Genomic DNA, 17662 nt, shown 5'->3' on the forward strand with positions numbered 1-17662 from the left:
GGTCAGACCGCGCCTTTCTCGATGATGGCGCGCAGATCGTCGGGCAACGGCGGTTGTGGCGCCGCCGCGACATTCATCTTCTCACCATCGCGTCGGATCACGATCTCCTGACGTTCCCACGACGTTTCGCTGTTGGGAAAGTCCATGCGGGTGTGCGCGCCACGGCTCTCCGGGCGCAGCAATGCGGCACGTGTCGATGCCTCAGCGACGATCATCAGCGAGCGCAGATCGATGGCCGTATTCCAGCCGGGGTTGTACTCGCGATGGCCTTCAACCGATACTTTAAGTGTCCGCTGCCGGAGTGCGTCCAGGTCGGACAGCGCTTCTTCCAACTGCGCCCGCTCGCGGATGATCCCGACTTTGCTTTGCATCATCCTCTGCAAGTCGGCCTGGACGGTAAATGGATTCTCTCCGCCGGTGTGATCGAACGGGGCGATCGCGCTTTGAATCGCCGCCTCGATGTCCGCATCGGGTATCGTGCGATCCGATGAATCCTTCCGGGCGGATTCGGCCGCGTGCATTCCGGCGAGACGTCCGAAGACGATCAGATCCGAAAGCGAATTGCCGCCGAGACGATTGGCGCCGTGCATGCCGCCGGCGACTTCACCCGCCGCGAACAGCCCCGGCACGGTCGATTCCTGGGTATCGGCATCGACCTTGATGCCGCCCATGGCGTAGTGGGTCGTCGGCCCGACTTCCATCGGTTCCCGGGTAATGTCCAGGCCCGCCAGTTCTTTGAATTGATGATACATGCTCGGCAGCTTCTTGCGAATGTAATCGGGCGAGCGTTTGACGGCGATATCGAGAAAGACGCCGCCGTGCGGGCTGCCGCGTCCGGCTTCACACTCGGCGCGAATCGCGCGCGCGACCACGTCGCGGGTCAGCAGTTCCGGCGGGCGGCGATACTTCGTACGATCTTCAGTGACCCAGCCGTCCGCTTCCTTCTCGGTATCCGCAAAGTCGCCCTTGAACATGTCGGGCACATAGTCAAACATGAAACGCCTGCCGTCTGAGTTTTTCAGGACACCGCCTTCGCCGCGCACTCCCTCGGTGACCAAAATTCCCTTCACCGACGGCGGCCAGACCATCCCCGTGGGATGAAACTGCATGAACTCCATGTCGATCAGTGAGGCGCCCGCGTCATAGGCGAGCGCTTGTCCGTCGCCGGTGTATTCCCATGAATTGCTGGTGATCTGCCATGCCCGGCCGATGCCGCCGGTCGCCATGACGATGGCATCCGACTCGAACAACACGAAGCGACCGTTCTCGCGACGGTACGCCAATGCCCCGGCGACACGGCCATCGATCACAAAGAGCCGGGTAACCGTGTGCTCCATGAAGACATCGATGCCGCTGTGCACGCCTTTGTCCTGCAGGACACGGATCATCTCCAGTCCGGTGCGATCGCCGACGTGAGCGAGCCGTTCGTAGGTGTGCCCGCCGAAGGGACGCTGATTGATTTTTCCTTCGGCCGTACGGTCAAACAGCGCGCCCCATGCTTCCAGTTCCCGCACGCGGTCGGGGGCCTGCTGCGCGTGAATCTGCGCCATGCGCCAGTTGTTGTGCATTTTTCCGCCGCGCATCGTGTCGCGAAAGTGAACCTTCCAATTGTCCTCGCGACGGACATTGCCCAGCGCGGCGGCGGCGCCGCCCTCGGCCATGACCGTATGGGCCTTGCCGAGCAGAGACTTGCAGACCAACGCGACTTTGGCGCCGTGCGCGCTCGCTTCAATGGCCGCGCGCAAACCGGCGCCGCCCGCGCCGATGATGATGACATCGTGACGGTGTCGTTGGACTTCAATCATCAGATGATTCTCACGTCGCTGATAATTCCCATGGCACACAGACGGATGTACAGATCGGTCAAGCCCACCCAGATCAGCGACGTCCATCCCCAGAGGGCATGGCGTTCATTGAGCATTGTGACACGATGCCACAAGCCGTGGCGGACGCGCCCGGCCAGCGCGCACGAATAACAATCGACGTTGCCGCCGACCAGATGACGCCACGAATGACATCCGAACACGTACAACGACAACAGCAAGACATCGAGCGCGATCACGAGCGTGCCGACACCGATGCCGAATTCCAGCGATCCGGCGCGCATCATGCCATCGGGTCCGATGCCATTGACCGGCCAGCGGATTGCGTGAAACAGGTCGTACGAATGAGTCAGGATCAGGATGAGTGCCAGATACAGGAAAAAGCGGTGGAGATTTTGAAACAGGAACAACTTCGTCTCGCCCGCATACGCCCGATCCGGCTCGCCCACTGCGCACGCGGGCGGATCCATCAGGAAGGCGCGGTAGTATACGCGGCGGAAATAGTAGCAGGTGGCGCGAAATCCCAATGGCACCCAGAGGACCAGAAACGCCGGCGAAAACGCCCACCAGTCCGGGAGCATCAGGGGAGAGTAAAACGGCGAGAGATACGGGCCCCAGCGGTACTGACCATTTTGCAGCGCCGCCCAAAAGGCGTATATCCCGAAAACGACGAGTGCTCCTGCCATCAATGCCGGCGCGCCCCACCACGCATCGCGGCGCAATGTCGCACCCAGGCGCTGTTCGAGGATCGCGGCGGCGCTCGTGCTCATGGAAAGTTGCGACCGGCGTGCCTCACAATGTCCGGCTGCCGGATGCAGCGGGAGTATACCGAATGCTCCAATGGGTTCAAGCGAAAATCCCGGCCGTCACCTCCGGCGGCGAACTGACTGACAAAAAAGCCCCGCGCCGTCACCAGCGCGGGGCTTCATATGCTGCGTTTATCCCTGGGAATCTAATTCCGTCGCGCTCTGCGGCCACCGAGCAGTCCGGAAACCAGTTGATTGCGGAGCCGTTTCCGTCGCGATCCTTTGGCCACGCCGCTGGGCAGCTTGCGCCCGACCGTCTCGAGAAACGCATCCACGTCGCTTTCGATCGCGTGACGCGCGAGGTCCGGATGGCTTTTGAATATCACCGTATGCAGCGCCGAACGAATGACGCTGGCGACCGAGGTGTTCTCCCGACGCGCCATTTTCCGCAACACACTGAGTTCGCCTGGATCGAGTATCAGCGAAAACGGCATCTTCGGTGTTCGGGCGCGTCCGGCGCGAGTCCCCAGCCCGCGGCGCGGCGCCGAACGGGTCTGGACAGTCGCCGGCTTTCCCGCCGTGCGGCGCCGACGGCGCTTGCGAAGGGGAGAAGGGGCCCTACGAGATTTCGGGGTCATTGCGTTACCGTCCTTTCTCGTACTTCCGCATGAGAAGTACAGCTACTAAACACTACCGGCCGTCCTGGGCTGGTGCAGAACCACAGCGCGGATACTAACAGGTTGCTGAAAACCCCCCGGATTTCGTCTCAGCTTCCATTGTCACCCTGAGCGAAGCGAAGGGTCTGCTTTTTGCCTCATAAGTGAAAACAGCAGATGCTTCGCTCCGCTCATCATGACAATCTTCACTTCCCAGTTCTTATTGGTGTTTTTCAGCAACTTGCCAATACCTCCGTGAGTGGAATAGTCACTCCGCGCTTCTGAGTCAAGAGTGATCGCAGTACCGGCATGACGTCTGTTATTCACCGCTGCATCGGGGACACATCACCCCCCTGAAACTGCTATAACGGTTATGCGGATCGGATGTTCCGGTGATCAGGGGCGGGACACGACCTTCTCGCGGCAAAGGATCGAATGGTAGTCGTTGAACACGACCTGCCGCGGCTTAAGGTCCAACGGCGGCGTCGAAAACGTCGTCTGCGGTCCGGTCACGCGCTGGAGCACTGTCCGGCGTCCCTCATCGAATACATAGGTGACGGGCATGATCGCGGTAAATGTGGAATCCGTATCGAATTGGTCTATTTGTCCGTGCACGATCCAGCGCTCCCCACCGGCCGGCTCCACGCGCCAACTGTACTCATACCGTGGAATCGTCACACCGTACACCCATTGGTCGAAGAACCAGTCCAGCGATGATCCGACATGCCGTTCGGCGATATGCTGAAAGTCGATGGTCGTGGCGTCTTTGCCCGCGCCCTGTGACACGTAGTCTTGCATCATCCGCAGGAAGCGCTCGTCGGTACCTTGCTGATAGTCGTACATCATCTGCCGCAGCATATGCAGAACGTAAGCGCCCTTCGCGTACACCAGTTGCAGATAGGAGCCGGGCGACGACACCGACGAACAGCGGTACCCCAAACCGATCGGGGCGACCTGCGGGCCCTCGTGCCAAAACGGCCCGCCGCCGACCTCGAGAATGTCGTCGCGCCACTGCCGGACCAGTTTGAAAAACTCCTCGTTACCATCGTAGCGCGCCTGCACATACATCGCGCCGGCATACTCGGCGAATCCTTCCGACAGCCATTGGTCGCGATACGAGTCCCAGCCGACATAGTGGCCGAACCATTGATGCGCTACTTCGTGCGCGCGGAATGCATCGGTGACCCCTTTCTGGCTGTGCTCGAACGACTGCCAGCCGAGGTGAAGAAGCTGCGGAAACCCCTGCCCATGCCCGGCGGGGATTTCGGTCGCCGCCAGGTGCGGCCACGGGTACCGCCCGAACAGCGTGTCGAAGAGCTGCAGCGCCCCGGCGATGTCTTCGGCGACGTCGGAGTTGATGTCCCCGGCGAACAACCCGCGCTGGTGATTGCGGCTGCGATATATCTCCAGCAATGGTCCGCCCTCGATCTGGCGGCCCAGCCGCTCGAAACTGCCGATGCTAAACGAGATGAAGGCGGCGCGTCCGATGGTGCGCCATCGCTGAATCCGCCAGTCGCCGCCGGTCGAGTCGGACAATCGATCGCCGCAGGAGACGAGGTCATAGTGCTTCGGGAAGCGAAAGGTCGTCTCGTAGGAAGCGCGGCGATGCGGCGCGCCGACCGGCAGCCAGCGCGTCGTGTACCGTACGGCGAAATCGCCCCACGGATACTTGTCCAACAGTTCGTCGGCGCGGTAGTGGAAACGGACATCGACGGTGTCCCCGGTGCTGCGCGTCTCCGGATCGGCCGCGACTATCCACGCGCCCCGCTTGTGATAGACAAAACCGCAGGCCACCCCGCCGATGCGAATCGAATCGAGCTTGAGCTCCGGCGCGCAATAAAACTCCCAGAAACGCAGGTTCCGTCGTCGCACCGACGCCGTGACCGTGACATCCAGCGCCATGTCGCCGGAGCGTTCAATCGTGGCATCCGTTTTATACGAAGCGACATCGAATCCGCCGCGCCGAAGATCGGAGCGCTGCCGGACTTCCTCGGCCGTGCGCGGGCGATCATACGAGCACACCAGATCGATCGTGCCCTTGCCGTGCGCCCCGGCCGGAACCCGCCACACGGAGACCGGCTCATCGGCGGTCTCGTCGAGCAGGAAGTGAAGCCGGCGTTGGCCTTTCACGTCGGGTTGGACATACAGAAATCGAGGCAGCGGGTCGCTGCTGAGAAGCTGCCAGCCGCGAACTGGCAACGCCAGCGTCAGATCATCGGCGGCTCGCCCTTCATACGACGCCAGCTCTTTGGGCGCGGGCGGCTTCTCGCCCGAAAGGTCGCCGCCGCAATCACGCAACCGCATCGAAAAGATCGTATCGAAATAGCGAAAATAGACGTCACCGACGTCTGCGGCCAGCACGGTGTCTTTGCAGAATCGCGCCAGTTGGGCGCGTTCATTGGCGTCGAGGGGACGGAAGTCCAGCCGCCCCCGTCCGCGAAACAGGCAGCCCGTCGGACGGCCGCCGACGCGCTCAAAGAAGGTCAACGTTCCATCGAGGAAAGTATAGGTGCCCAGGTCGGTCGCAAACGTCGACTGCGGCACGACATCAAAGCACGATGTCGCGGCCGCCCGCGGCGCGGCCAGAGAATCGTACACAATGCGATCGGGGCCGGTGATTTCCACGACCAGGTCCGCGGCCACCGAAACCGGGCATTGCATACAGACGATCAGCAATGCGGGCAGCGTCAGTGTCGCGATCGGTCTCATCACGGACATAGAAAACGCGCCAGAGGCGCGTTTTCAAATTGGATATGATGCAGTGCAGGTCAGCCCAAGGGCTGACCCGCACGGGACGCTGAGTGTTCGCAATGTTGTGGCTGCCGGCCCAGGCGCTGGTCTCCATGTGAGGCGGAGTGCTTGTGATATTGTGTGGGTCAGCCCTTGGGCTGACCCGCGCTGTGCTATCACACAAGTGTCATCGGAGTGCTCAGGCATGACTATAGTGCGCAGGGATCGCAAAACTGGATGCCCGGATCGCCGTTGCGAAATGCCACTTCGACCATGCCGACCACGTCGAAGACATTCACGACGCCGTTGCAGTCGATGTCATTGCGCGTGCGCGGGCAGTCGGGATCGACGATCGGATCCCCGTTGCGGAAGGCCTCATTGACGCAGTGGACGACATCAAAGACATTGGCCAGCCCGTTGCATTCGGGATCGGCATGGCAGGAACAATCGCACGCCGACGAGTTGTAGTCGACCGTGACGCCATGCGGCGCCGTGGTCGGCCCGGTTTGGTTTTCGCTGTCGGTGCCGTTGAGATCATACCAATACTCGCCCGGAGATTTGTCGGCAACCGCATAGGACGTCTGCGCCACGGCGGGGTCGAGCACGACGATCGAGTCGAATTCGACCAGCGGGGAGATGTCGTCGAAATAGATGCCCTCTTCGAGCACGAAGCCATCCGTCCGGTAACTGAGACGAATCAGAATGTCCTGGCCGATATAGGCGTCCAACGGGAACTTGCCATCGACGAAGACCCCCCCGGAACTGCCGGTGATCCCGTTGCCCAGATTGTTGCCGTTGGGGTTCGTCGAGGTTGTGATGTTGCCCGCCAGCCCCGACCATGTTTGGCCGGCATTTGTCGAGACATCGACATAGCCGTAATCCCAGTTGATTTCGATGTCGTACCAGACCTTGGCCCGGACGGTATCACCGGGTTCGACGTGGATGAAGTTCTTCGAGGTCAGATGCGACTGCAGCCAGTCATCCAGTCCGCCGTAGTAGCTCATCGTCCCCGAGGCGGCTCGCACCGGCGTGTTGACGAAACCGTCGTTGTCCCATAGCGCCGGACCCGATTCGGCGTCGTCGGATTCACGTTGCATCCCGTAGAGCTCGCGCAGTCGATAACTGGCGGCCACATTGATGCCGCCGTTATCGGTCCAGACAAGATCAAAAAACGACGTATCGGCATCGGTCGGACCGACCCAGATCGGCAATTCAGCGGGCAGAATTTTCTCCGGTGCATTCGCCAGCTCCATAATGAGGAAGTTCCCGGCCTGCGTTTCATTGATCTGGGCGGGGATCTGCGCGCCCGAGGGCCAGAAACCGCCGTCGACGCCGCTGCCGACTTCGGGAGTGTACGGCAAAATCAGGTCGTGCTCGGTTCCGCTGGCGCCGTAGCACCAATCGTCGGAGTCGCCGTTGGTCACATAGAGCTGCCAGCCCACCTGCGGCGTGTAGCCGTTGAAGCTCCCCAACGAATCGCCGATCGCCGCAAAGAGCGCGTCGTCGGCGGAATAGATTTCCTCGTATCCCCACGGCCACAAGTAGAGGTCCGAATACGAGTGGTAATTGATGACGAACACGAATTCCCGACTGTTGATGAAATCCCGCATCGCCTGTGTTTCCGGCTCGCTGAATGCCGACGGTCCGCGATAGGTCTCGTAGGCAGTGTTCGGCGAAGAACCGAAGTCGTCGTATCCCCAGTTGTAGCCGTAGTTGCGATTGAGGTCGACCCCGACGTTCGATGCATGGTAGGTGTCATTGCGGTTCTTGCGCCACATGCCGCCGCCGCCGGGAGCAATCAACTGATTGTAGAAAAAGCCGTCCGGGTTGACCGCAGGGCAGAAGTAGATTTCACGCGTGTCCACCAGCCGGGTGATCACACTGTCGGAGTCATATCCGGAGCCCAGGCGCCGCATCGTTTCCAGAAGCAGCATCGGCGTGATGCACTCGCGGGCGTGATGGAGGGCATCGAAGAGCACCTCGGGCTCGTCTTCATCAACCTCCGGATTGTCGGAGAATTTCATGACCCAGATGTCCCGGCCCTCAAAGCTTGTCCCGATGGAAAACTTGGCGGTCGTAATCGCCGGATACGCGGCGTGGATCGAATCCATGAGCATCTCGACTTCCGCGAGCGTGTACATGCCGCCCATCGTCTTGTTGCCGCTTCGCTTCGCGTAGGTGTCGTACCAGTCGTCGGTTTCGACCGTGACCTTGGCGCCGGTCGCCTCCAATTGGGACAGTTGTGCGGCATTCACCAGCGCCGTGACATATCGCCGACGCGGATCCGGATGGTGCTCAAAAATGTCGAATTCCAGCGCCATCACCGCCTCAAACTGCCCCCGGGCGGTAAACTCCACGCGGGCGACGATCTTCTTTTCCAGAAAGGCCAGATCGGCCGCGGTCAGCGCGGCCGGCCCGTTCGATTCGTTGGCCGACCACACGCCGGTGGCCGCGATGACAATGCCCGACAACGCGACTAATGAAACTGCGAGTACACGTCGATCCATTACTCCTCCTACATTATTGTCGGCTTGAGGTTCGGTCCATCAGACCATCGTCGCGCGGTGAGGGCCGAAAACGACGTTGGGGCACTGCCTGTGCCCGTCGCAAGATAAGAGATTGACTCCCCACGGCAAGGCCGGAATACTGCTTCGGTCCCTGCCGGACCGTCAGCCGTGTCCGATCAGGGGCTGGCCCGCGGGGGCTCTTGACATGACAGACAAACACCTCAGCCACTACGACAATCAGGGGCATGCCCGCATGGTCGACATCTCGGGAAAGGCGGTGACCGAACGCCGAGCGGTCGCGCGGGGACGAATCCGGGTTTCCCCCGAGACACTCACCGCGATCGGCCGGGGCATGGCGCCGAAGGGCGATCCGTTTGAAGTCGCGCGCGTTGCCGGCATCTCGGCCGCCAAGAAAACATCCGCTCTGATTCCGCTGTGTCACCCGCTGCGCTTGAATGTTGTCGACGTGTCGATCGCAGCGGCGCCCGATCAGTCGGCGATCGAGGTGACCGTCGCCGTGTCCGCCTCCGAACGCACCGGCGTCGAGATGGAAGCGTTGGTCGGGTGCGGCGTGGCGCTCCTGACGCTCTACGACATGCTCAAGGCAATCGATCCGACCATGGTGATCGAGGGCATACGCGTCGTGGAGAAGACAGGCGGCAAAAACGACTTTTCGTCCGCGTGAACGCTACTGCTGCACCGGGGGGGACGGCGCCGCGACAACCTCGAATCGCGGCACGATCGACCGCACGTCGGGCGTCACCAATTGCAGTGTGTTGTGGGGCCGAATAAACGTCGTGTCCATCCGGAGCGATGTCGCAGGGGCGCTTGAGTGCCCGGTGTAGTACATGCGCAGGATCGTGCCCTCGCCGGGCTCCAACGGCGGCAGGCCCATTCCCAGGTCGGGCACCAGGCCGATCAGGATCGTTTGCGCCGCCGAATCGGGCAGAAACGTCTTCAGCGCGAAATACTCGACGCGCGTTTGCGCGTACGATACCGAGTCGATGAGGATGCCCCGCCCCGACCAGCGAAACGGCAGTGTCATGGCCGCGATGATTTCGGCGTTGGTCAGCGTGACGGTGGCGAGCCAATGCGCCGAATCGGTCCGCTGAATCTGAACCGATACCCGCTCCGGAACCGAATTGCCGACCGTGTCCGTGGCATCGACAGGTCGCGTGCCCAGCAACAAAGACGCCAGCAACAGGAAGATCGCGGTCAGGACGGCCCGCTTCCACGTCGGTACACGGCATGTCATCGCAGACATGATACACGCAGTGCCCCGAATCGACCGTCGCGATGGCGCGTGATTGTCCGGGGATGGCGCAATGCGAAGTGGATTCTACGGCGCCGACGGGGGATCGTCAACCGCCGCGCGGTCGAGCCACGGGCCGGGCCGACTTGTCCTGAGTCCCAGCCACAAGCCCGACGGCAGACGCTGCCGCGACCCATCGGGTTCCGACGATGAACTGTTGAAGCTCAGGGCCCGGCGGATCAGTTCCCTGGCCCGATCGTAGTAGCCGCGCGCTTCATAATAAATGCCGGCACGGTACAGTCCGGCCACATAGACCATCTGGGCGTCGTAGTCGAAACGAATTCGTTCGATGTCGCCGTAAAACAGAGAGTTGCGCTCGAATTCCTCCTGATGTTCGACCGACGATGGCTCCAAAGTCGTCGGCTCTCCCGTCACTTCGAAGAGGTGTCCGGCGGGCAGCAGGTGATTGACCATCTCCAAATCGATTTCCGTAAACTCCCAATACACCGGCACACCCTCGGCCGCCAGCTCCTGCGCCCACCGATCGAGTTCCAGGCCGTCATCGTCGGCAGGAATCTGTTCGATACCAAGGCCGGGGTAACGGTCTTTGGCCCATTGACGGTACCAGGCCGAGGGCAGCAGATCGCGGTTGATGACCCGCACATCGGGGCGCCATTCGTCGCAGTATTGCAATCCCCGCAACACGAAATCCCAATTGGCGCCTTTGAGAATCACCACCGCGTTGGGCTTCAGATGCAACGTCGATTCGGCGCCGAACACATACGCGAGCCGGTGCGAGACCAGATTGCAAAACGGGGCATTGATCACCACCGGCGCGAGCGCCAAAAAGCCGACCAGGGCCGATGACGTCCCCACCAGGATCGGCCGCATCCTCGCAGTGGGCAACCGTTGCGCCACGGCGCGCAACAGTGACAACGCCTGCACGAACCCGGCGGCGACAAACAGTCCCATGACGGCCAATGACGGCAGCAGGTACCCGTGCACATCGGCATTGGTGTCGGAAAACTCGGTTGCCAGAAGCGCCGTCACCGCGACATTGCCGATTGCCGCTCCCAGCAAGAGCATCGCCCAACGGCGCACGCGTGACAGGAACGCAATGAATCCCAGCGCGACGAAGATCAGCAGCCCCAACCCCCATTGGTCGTACAGTAGGATCAGGCACTGCCGCATTCGGTCGGTCCAACCCGAAAGGGAGCCGGTCATCATCGTTATCCAGGAATCGTGCCCGACAACGCCCGCCCAGCGTGGCGCGGGATCGATTGCCAGCCAGCCCCAATTCAGCGGCGGATTCTGCGCCGCCCGAATCGGCAGATAGGCCGTGACCGAAAGCCCGATGGCCAGACAGATCGTCGCGTACGCCCACCACCGCAGTGGGACACGATCCCGCACCGCGATCGTCACGACGAACAGGAAGAGCGCCGGCATGACCGACGCCACGGTGGCATTGTGCAGCCCCATGCCCAACCCGGCGACCAGACCGGCCAAACACAGCCAGCGCCCGGCGGCACGGTGATCGGCATCGAAGCGTTCGGCACACGTCAGCATGACCGCAATGCACGCCAACGTCGGGGCGTAGACCTCGGCGCGGACCGATTGCATCCAAAACGTGAATGTCCCGGCAATGGCCAGTGACGCCAACACAACGGCGGCGAATGACTCGCGCAGCGCATCGCGACTCTGCCGCGCATGCAGCCGCAGCGACAGATGCGCCAGCAGCGCCAGAGACGCCGCTCCGCTGAGAGCGGAGAAGAAGTTGATCCGATAGAAAAAGTCGCCGAACGGCACCATGCCGAACAGCCGCCCGATGAGAATGTACAACGGGAATCCCGGGCGGTGCGCGATGCCCAAGACCTTGGCATTGGCGGCCAACTCGCCGGTGTCCCACCAGTACACCGTACGGCACATGGTGGCGACATACAGCGTCAGGGACAAAATGAAGACGACCGTCGCCACCAGCCATTCGACGTTGCGCTGTTGCGGAGACAGTGCCCGCTCTACCGCCTTGACGGGTCTGTGGGCGGTCGAATAGATGATGTCGCTCATAGCTTGGCCGTGAGGGGATGGCAACGCGAAACCCCGGCGACATCCGGGGATGCGCCGCCATCAAATATATCGGCCAAATCGGCGAACTCATGCGTCCGGTTCGCCATCTGGCGCGGCCCGGCAGGTTGCTGAGAAACCCACCGTGATCGCCACAACGCAGTCTGTCACCCTGAACGAAGCGAAGGGTCTGCTTTCTGCCCCACAGGAGAAGAACAGCAGATGCTTCGCTCCGCTCAGCATGACAAAGCTGGCCTTTCTATACTTCCTGGAGTTTTTCATCAGCCGCCCAGGCCGTTCGGGCGCCCGGTATACGAATTGACCACTTCGTCGCGCTCTTGTAGTATCACCCGGTATGCCGCACACACCGTCATGCAGGGGCCCGGTCCGCGTTGGCTTCCGGTAGATCGCCGATGTTGTCGCTGGAGCGCTCCGGCGCTCAGCGCGTGATTGCGACCGTAGTCGCCGTATCGGTCATCATCGCGCTGTCGTTCGGTTTATGGGCGATCTGGGGGATTCGCGCCGCCCGTAAAACGCTCGTGGCGGAAGCCCAACGCGACGCATTGGCGCTGCTTGAGTCGTTGACGCTGGCGGCGCAATACTCCGTGGCCACCGGCGCGCTGGTGGATCGTCTGGAATTCGAAAAGCAACTCGCCCACGCCGACCTGATCGCCGCAGGACTGGCCCGGGCGCGCCTCGACAGCGCGGCGCTGGCCGGTGCGCTCGCGCGATTCGATGCCGACGGATTGAGCATGCGGGCCACGAGCGGTGATCTCCTCACGGAGCCGTCCGAACTGAATCGCCTGCTGGGTTCCGATCCGACCCTGGCCCGGCTGTTGCCGGCCGACCGCGACCCGCTCGATGACGTTGTCTCCGTCTCCGATTCCGTCGGTGGAGTCCAGTGGACGGGCCTGTTGCGGAGTTTACCGCAAGGGGAGTTGATTGTTTGGAATCGCGGCGAGCTGGAAACCACACCGGCGGTGATCGGCGGGATCGGGCAACTGATCCAGCAGATTGGGGCGGCATCGAATGTGCATTATATCATGCTGCAAGCACCTGATGGGATAGTGTTTGCGTCACGTCCATTAAAGCCCGTCTTGAAGTTGGCCGCCGACTCCTTTCTCGTCTCCGTCCTCAGCGCCAATATCAGCGCCACACGCGAGATCGAGTTTGAGGATGTCCCGACGCTGGAAGCGGCCAAGCCGTTCCTGTCGGAAGATCTGCCCTCGGGAATGTTTCGCGTCGGCGTCAGTTTGGCCGCTGTCCATGCCGCGCAATCGCGTCTGGCGTGGCAATTGGGAGTCGCCGCGGTCCTCTTCGTCCTGTTGGCCACCACTGTCATCGCGTTTCTGCTGGGACGGCAATCGCTCATCAACCTGGGGCAGGTCTACCGTCGCGTCGAAACGATCAACAAACGCATTCTTGACGCCATCGATCAGGGGGTCATCGCGGTCGACGGTTCAAAACGCATCAGCGTGTTCAATCCGGCGGCCGAAGCGATCACGGGGCGCACTGGCGCCGATGCGATCGAATCGGACTGCGACACCGTGCTGGCGTCCGAAGGATTCTCGTTGAAAGAAGTGGGATCGTCCGGCGAGTCGGTCCGCGACCGTGAAATTTCCCTGCGGGCCGATGGACAGGAACGGATTTTAGTCTACACGACCTCCCCGGTGCTGAGAGCCGACGGGCATCCGGAAGGGGCGGTCGCGGTCATCCGCGATGAGACGACAGCACGTGAACTGGCCCAGAGGGTCCGTCAGTCCGAGCGCCTCTCCGAGATGGGACATCTGGCCGCCGGCGTTGCGCATGAAATCCGCAATCCCCTCAATGCCATCGCGCTGGCGGCTCAACGGCTGCGGCTGGCGGTCGGCGACGCCGACGCGAAAAACCTGGCCGCCACCGTATGGGAAGAGTCGAAACGGCTCAACACGATCATCGATGATTACCTGTCATTGGCGCGCAGTTCCGCAGAAGCAAAGCGTCCCATCCGGTTGGAACGGCTCGTGGGAACGATCGCGGAAATGGCGCGTCTGGACGCCGAGAAACGCGGCATCACGTTGGTTCTTTCGCTGCCGCCCGAGTCGGTCGTCAACGCCGCCGAGGGAGAACTGCGCAAGGCGATCTGGAATGTGCTGTCCAATGCGCTGTCCGCGACGATGCCGGATGGCCGCATCCGGCTGTCCCTGCAGCACGCCGGCGACACCGTCCTGCTGCAACTCGATGATAGCGGCAGCGGGATCGACCCTATTGATTTGCCCAGGGTGTTCCAGCCCTACTACACGACCAAGACAGGAGGCACCGGCCTGGGATTGGCGATCACGCACCGCATCATCAGCGACCACGGCGGCACGATTGCATTGGAGTCTCCGGTCCCCGGTCAGGATCGTGGCACACGGGTGATCATTCGCCTGCCGAGGGTGCAGGAGACATAGGGGTTCATTGTTAATCGCTTCCGGCGATCGCGAACGAACAGGATTTGCGGCCTGAGCCGATCTGTCTGATATGGGCGGACTCACATTTATCAGCGCCGGTGAATCGCATGGCGCGCAATTGACGGGGATCCTCGAGGGCCTGCCGTCGGGGCTGCGCATCGATTTCGACCGGCTCGCCGCCGACCTGGCCGAACGCCAAAAGGGATTTGGACGCGGCGGACGGATGAAAATTGAACGCGATGTGTGCGAGATTACAGCGGGAGCGCGTCACGGCGTCACGCTCGGGTCGCCCGTGTCGTTTGCCATTCGCAACCGCGATTGGGACAATTGGCGTTCGGCGATGTCGGTCACGTCGGAACGTCCCGAACCGGGCAGCGAACGCGAAGCCGAGCTCTCCTTGCCGCGCACGGTGCCGCGTCCCGGTCACGCCGATCTGGCCGGAGCGCAGAAACACGGATTCGACGATCTGCGCAATATCTTGGAGCGCGCCTCGGCGCGCGAGACGGCGGTCCGTGTGGCGGCGGCCGCGTTTGCCAAGATGCTCCTGTCGGAGTTCGGCGTCCAGACCGCCTGTCATGTCGTGCGCATCGGAATGGCGTCCTTCGATGGACCGCCGCCGTCGGTCGCGGCGATCCGATCGCGAACCGCCGATTCGGATGTGCGCTGCGTCGACCCGGACGCCTCCGAGAAGATGCGCGCCGAAATCCGGGAGGCGGCAGCGGCGCAGGACACGGTCGGCGGCGTCATCGAGGTCGTGGCGAGCGGTATCGTCGCCGGGCTGGGCGATCACACGCAGTGGAATCGCAAGCTCGATGGACGGCTCGCGCAGGCGGTGATGTCGGTGCACTCGATCAAGGGCGTCGAAGTCGGCGCCGGATTCGCCCAGACGTCGCAGCGCGGCTCGCGGGTGCACGATGAAATCTTCTATGATGAGGGCCGCGCACACGACCGGAGCGGATTCTATCGCAAAACCAACCGGGCCGGCGGTCTGGAGGGCGGGCTGACCAATGGCGCCGACCTGATCATCCGTGCCGCCGCCAAGCCGATTTCGACCTTGAACAAACCGTTGCAATCGGTGGACATTCACTCCAAAGAGCCCGCGGCGGCGTTCGTCGAGCGCTCCGATGTTTGCAGCGTTCCGGCGGCGGCGGTCGTCTGCGAAGCAATGGTCGCGCTCACCCTTGCCGATGCCTATCTTGATGCGTTTGGGGGAGGGGCACTGCGGGACATCAAAGAACGATTTGACGCGTACCGGAAGCGCATCGACCGATTCGGTCGTTGACCGCCAATTCCCGAAACGGGGGGTGTGTGTTCGAGGCAATCTTAATCGGCAATCAACCGAAGATCTTCGACGGCGCGCATCCGGTCAACTTACGCGCCGTGCGCAATCAGTTCGACAAGGAACGCGCAACGGCCGCGGAAGTCGAAGCAGCCGTTCGGGACACGATCCGTTTCACCGTATCCGATCAGACCGACGCGGGCATCGATCGGATCACCGACGGACGCATCCGTTGGGATGACCCGGCGACGCCGTTGGCGGCGGCGCATGACGGCTTTGCGATCGGCGGCCTGATCCGCTACTTCGACAACAATGTCTACTATCGCCGCCCCGTCATCACCGGGCCGATCAAATTCGTGCGTTCGGCGGCGGCGGAGGATTTCCGCTTCCTGAAATCCTGCACCGACCGGCCGCTCATGGCGTCTGTCTGCGGGCCCTTTTCGCTGGCGCAGTTCTGCCAAAACGAGCATTACCAGGACCATGGTTCGCTGCTGGCCGACTGCGCCCAATTGGTGCGCCGTGAGCTCTCAGCGCTGGCCGACGCCGGCGCGGAGTGGGTGCAGCTTGATGAACCGTTTCTTGGGTTTGCACCCGAACGCATCAAAGAAGCGGTCGCCGCGATTCGCGATGCGGTCGATGGTGTGCGCGTCAAGACACTGGTCTACTCGTATTTCTGTTCGCTAAGGACCGTGATCGACCCGCTCTGGGCACTTCCGGTGACTGCCATCGGGGCCGACTGCGCCACGCATCCGGAAAACTTTGCGCTTCTCTGCGGCGGGCCGTCGAACAAAGGACGTTGCTTTGGATTGCTCGATGCGCGCACGACACGTCTGGAACCGGCGGGCCGTATCGGACTCCAACTCGAACGCCTGATCGATCAGGGCGCCGGGCAATGGCCCGTGTGCTTTGTGTCGCCGTCGGCGGCGCTGGAGTTCCTGCCGTATGAAAACGCGGTCCGGAAGCTGAAACGACTGACCGAAGCGGTCCGTCATGTCCGTCAACCGGCGGCGCAGGCCGACTGAGAGAGGCAACATGCTGGAAACCACAAGCGTCGGATCGTTTCCCAAACCGCCGTACCTGACCAAGGCGCGCGCGGAACACCAACGCGGACGCATCGGCGATACGGAACTGGTCGATCTCGAACGCCGCGCCACGACCGAATGGATTCACGCACAAGAACAGATCGGCATTGATATCCTCGTGCACGGCGAAATGGAACGCGGCGACATGACCACCTATTTCGCCGAACAGCTCGAGGGATACGGCGTCTCCGGGCTGGTGCGATCCTATGGCAACCGTTACTACCGCAAACCGATCATCGAATCCGCATTGGTGCGCAACAAGCCGATGTCGGTTGCAGCGTTCGAGTTTGCGCAATCGCTGACCAGCCGACCGGTCAAGGGGATGCTGACCGGGCCGTACACGATGTGCGACTGGTCGTTCGACGAACATTACACCACGCGCCGCGAAGCGGTGCTGGCGCTGGCACACATCATCCACGAGGAAGTCGCCGATCTGGAAGCGGCGGGCGCGCGCTACATTCAGATCGACGAACCGGCGATCTCGACACGTCCCGATGAAATCGATCTGGCGATCGCGGCGATGGCGATCGTCACCGACGGCATCAAAGCGACGACCATCAGCCACATCTGTTATGGCGATTTCCGGACGATCTACCCGCGCATTCTGTCGCTTCCGGTCGATATGCTCGATTTGGAATTCGCCAACTCACACTTCAACAACCTCGACATCTTTCGGACGCCGCGATTCACGAAGAAGATTTCCGTCGGCGTCCTCGATGTGCACTCCCATGTGCTGGAAACCAAAGAGCAGGTCAAAGAGGGCATCCGCCGTTCGCTCGAAGTCTTCAGCCCCGAGCAGGTATGGTTCGATCCCGATTGCGGTCTGAAGACGCGAACGGTCGACGAAGCCAAGGCGAAGTTGCGCGTATTGGTCGAGGCCGTGCAGGACATCAAACGGGAGATGCGTTTGCAGTAGTCGTGCCGCTGACCTTGGTCAGCGACACAGACAATGTGTGAAACGAAATCGTACCCAATGTCATTTCGAACCGACCCCGTACGAAGTACGGGGAGCGTGAGGAATCTCAAACTGGGTTGTGGCCCGGACCCTTGCGGTGCCGGTCAGCCCAAGGGCTGACCCGCACGCAAATGTATGA

Annotated in this window: 12 protein-coding genes; 5 read left to right on the forward strand and 7 right to left on the reverse strand. The window is 61.9% G+C overall.

Annotation, left to right across the window (positions count from 1 at the left end):
* Positions 1-2: 2 nt before the first annotated feature.
* The 5 genes from VGB22_08800 to VGB22_08820 all read right to left on the reverse strand — a co-directional run bounded on the left by VGB22_08800 (position 3) and on the right by VGB22_08820 (position 8462).
* On the reverse strand, positions 3-1805 hold the full coding sequence (locus VGB22_08800; protein HEX9751364.1) for a fumarate reductase/succinate dehydrogenase flavoprotein subunit: 1803 nt from the start codon (positions 1803-1805) through the stop codon (positions 3-5).
* Positions 1805-2593, reverse strand: a complete 789-nt coding sequence (locus tag VGB22_08805; protein ID HEX9751365.1) for a succinate dehydrogenase — start codon at positions 2591-2593, stop codon at positions 1805-1807. Before VGB22_08805 ends, VGB22_08800 begins: the two co-directional genes overlap by 1 nt.
* A gap of 182 nt (positions 2594-2775) precedes the next feature.
* Entirely contained in the window at positions 2776-3207 is a 432-nt protein-coding gene (locus tag VGB22_08810; GenBank protein HEX9751366.1) for a hypothetical protein, read from the reverse strand.
* A 414-nt stretch (positions 3208-3621) separates the two neighbouring features.
* The gene (locus tag VGB22_08815) at positions 3622-5934 is read right to left on the reverse strand and encodes a M1 family aminopeptidase (protein ID HEX9751367.1); all 2313 of its coding nucleotides are present in this window, start codon (positions 5932-5934) and stop codon (positions 3622-3624) included.
* A gap of 230 nt (positions 5935-6164) precedes the next feature.
* Positions 6165-8462 (reverse strand): M14 family zinc carboxypeptidase, encoded by a 2298-nt coding sequence (locus VGB22_08820; GenBank protein ID HEX9751368.1) that lies wholly within the window; start codon positions 8460-8462, stop codon positions 6165-6167.
* A gap of 205 nt (positions 8463-8667) precedes the next feature.
* On the opposite strand from VGB22_08820, the gene moaC reads away from it, so the two are divergent.
* Positions 8668-9147, forward strand: coding sequence for a cyclic pyranopterin monophosphate synthase MoaC (gene moaC, locus VGB22_08825; GenBank protein HEX9751369.1), 480 nt, complete (start codon positions 8668-8670; stop codon positions 9145-9147).
* A gap of 3 nt (positions 9148-9150) precedes the next feature.
* Here moaC and VGB22_08830 read toward each other — a convergent pair whose 3' ends face one another.
* Positions 9151-9726 carry a hypothetical protein gene (locus VGB22_08830; protein ID HEX9751370.1) on the reverse strand — a complete coding sequence of 192 codons (576 nt, stop codon included), beginning with the start codon at positions 9724-9726 and terminating at the stop codon, positions 9151-9153.
* 75 nt (positions 9727-9801) lie between these two features.
* Positions 9802-11778, reverse strand: coding sequence for a DUF2723 domain-containing protein (locus tag VGB22_08835; protein HEX9751371.1), 1977 nt, complete (start codon positions 11776-11778; stop codon positions 9802-9804).
* Between the two features lie 410 nt (positions 11779-12188).
* Here VGB22_08835 and VGB22_08840 point away from each other — a divergent pair, with 410 nt between their 5' ends.
* The 4 genes from VGB22_08840 (at position 12189) to VGB22_08855 (ending at position 17484) form a co-directional block, all read left to right on the forward strand.
* Positions 12189-14207 (forward strand): ATP-binding protein, encoded by a 2019-nt coding sequence (locus VGB22_08840; GenBank protein ID HEX9751372.1) that lies wholly within the window; start codon positions 12189-12191, stop codon positions 14205-14207.
* Between the two features lie 70 nt (positions 14208-14277).
* Positions 14278-15489, forward strand: a complete 1212-nt coding sequence (aroC, locus tag VGB22_08845) for a chorismate synthase (GenBank protein ID HEX9751373.1) — start codon at positions 14278-14280, stop codon at positions 15487-15489.
* Between the two features lie 26 nt (positions 15490-15515).
* Positions 15516-16508, forward strand: a complete 993-nt coding sequence (locus VGB22_08850; protein HEX9751374.1) for a hypothetical protein — start codon at positions 15516-15518, stop codon at positions 16506-16508.
* Between the two features lie 10 nt (positions 16509-16518).
* The gene (locus VGB22_08855) at positions 16519-17484 is read left to right on the forward strand and encodes a methionine synthase (protein ID HEX9751375.1); all 966 of its coding nucleotides are present in this window, start codon (positions 16519-16521) and stop codon (positions 17482-17484) included.
* Positions 17485-17662: the final 178 nt, after the last annotated feature.

Source organism: Candidatus Zixiibacteriota bacterium, assembly GCA_036397555.1.
Lineage (GTDB): Bacteria > Zixibacteria > MSB-5A5 > WJJR01 > WJJR01 > DATKYL01.

What these genes read in the sequence shown, in the direction of transcription:
- VGB22_08800 (HEX9751364.1), bottom strand. Translation starts at nt 1,805, where the DNA reads ATGATTGAAGTCCAACGACACCGTCACGATGTCATCATCATCGGCGCG.
- VGB22_08805 (HEX9751365.1), bottom strand. Translation starts at nt 2,593, where the DNA reads ATGAGCACGAGCGCCGCCGCGATCCTCGAACAGCGCCTGGGTGCGACA.
- VGB22_08810 (HEX9751366.1), bottom strand. Translation starts at nt 3,207, where the DNA reads ATGACCCCGAAATCTCGTAGGGCCCCTTCTCCCCTTCGCAAGCGCCGT.
- VGB22_08815 (HEX9751367.1), bottom strand. Translation starts at nt 5,934, where the DNA reads ATGAGACCGATCGCGACACTGACGCTGCCCGCATTGCTGATCGTCTGT.
- VGB22_08820 (HEX9751368.1), bottom strand. Translation starts at nt 8,462, where the DNA reads ATGGATCGACGTGTACTCGCAGTTTCATTAGTCGCGTTGTCGGGCATT.
- moaC (HEX9751369.1), top strand. Translation starts at nt 8,668, where the DNA reads ATGACAGACAAACACCTCAGCCACTACGACAATCAGGGGCATGCCCGC.
- VGB22_08830 (HEX9751370.1), bottom strand. Translation starts at nt 9,726, where the DNA reads ATGTCTGCGATGACATGCCGTGTACCGACGTGGAAGCGGGCCGTCCTG.
- VGB22_08835 (HEX9751371.1), bottom strand. Translation starts at nt 11,778, where the DNA reads ATGAGCGACATCATCTATTCGACCGCCCACAGACCCGTCAAGGCGGTA.
- VGB22_08840 (HEX9751372.1), top strand. Translation starts at nt 12,189, where the DNA reads ATGTTGTCGCTGGAGCGCTCCGGCGCTCAGCGCGTGATTGCGACCGTA.
- aroC (HEX9751373.1), top strand. Translation starts at nt 14,278, where the DNA reads ATGGGCGGACTCACATTTATCAGCGCCGGTGAATCGCATGGCGCGCAA.
- VGB22_08855 (HEX9751375.1), top strand. Translation starts at nt 16,519, where the DNA reads ATGCTGGAAACCACAAGCGTCGGATCGTTTCCCAAACCGCCGTACCTG.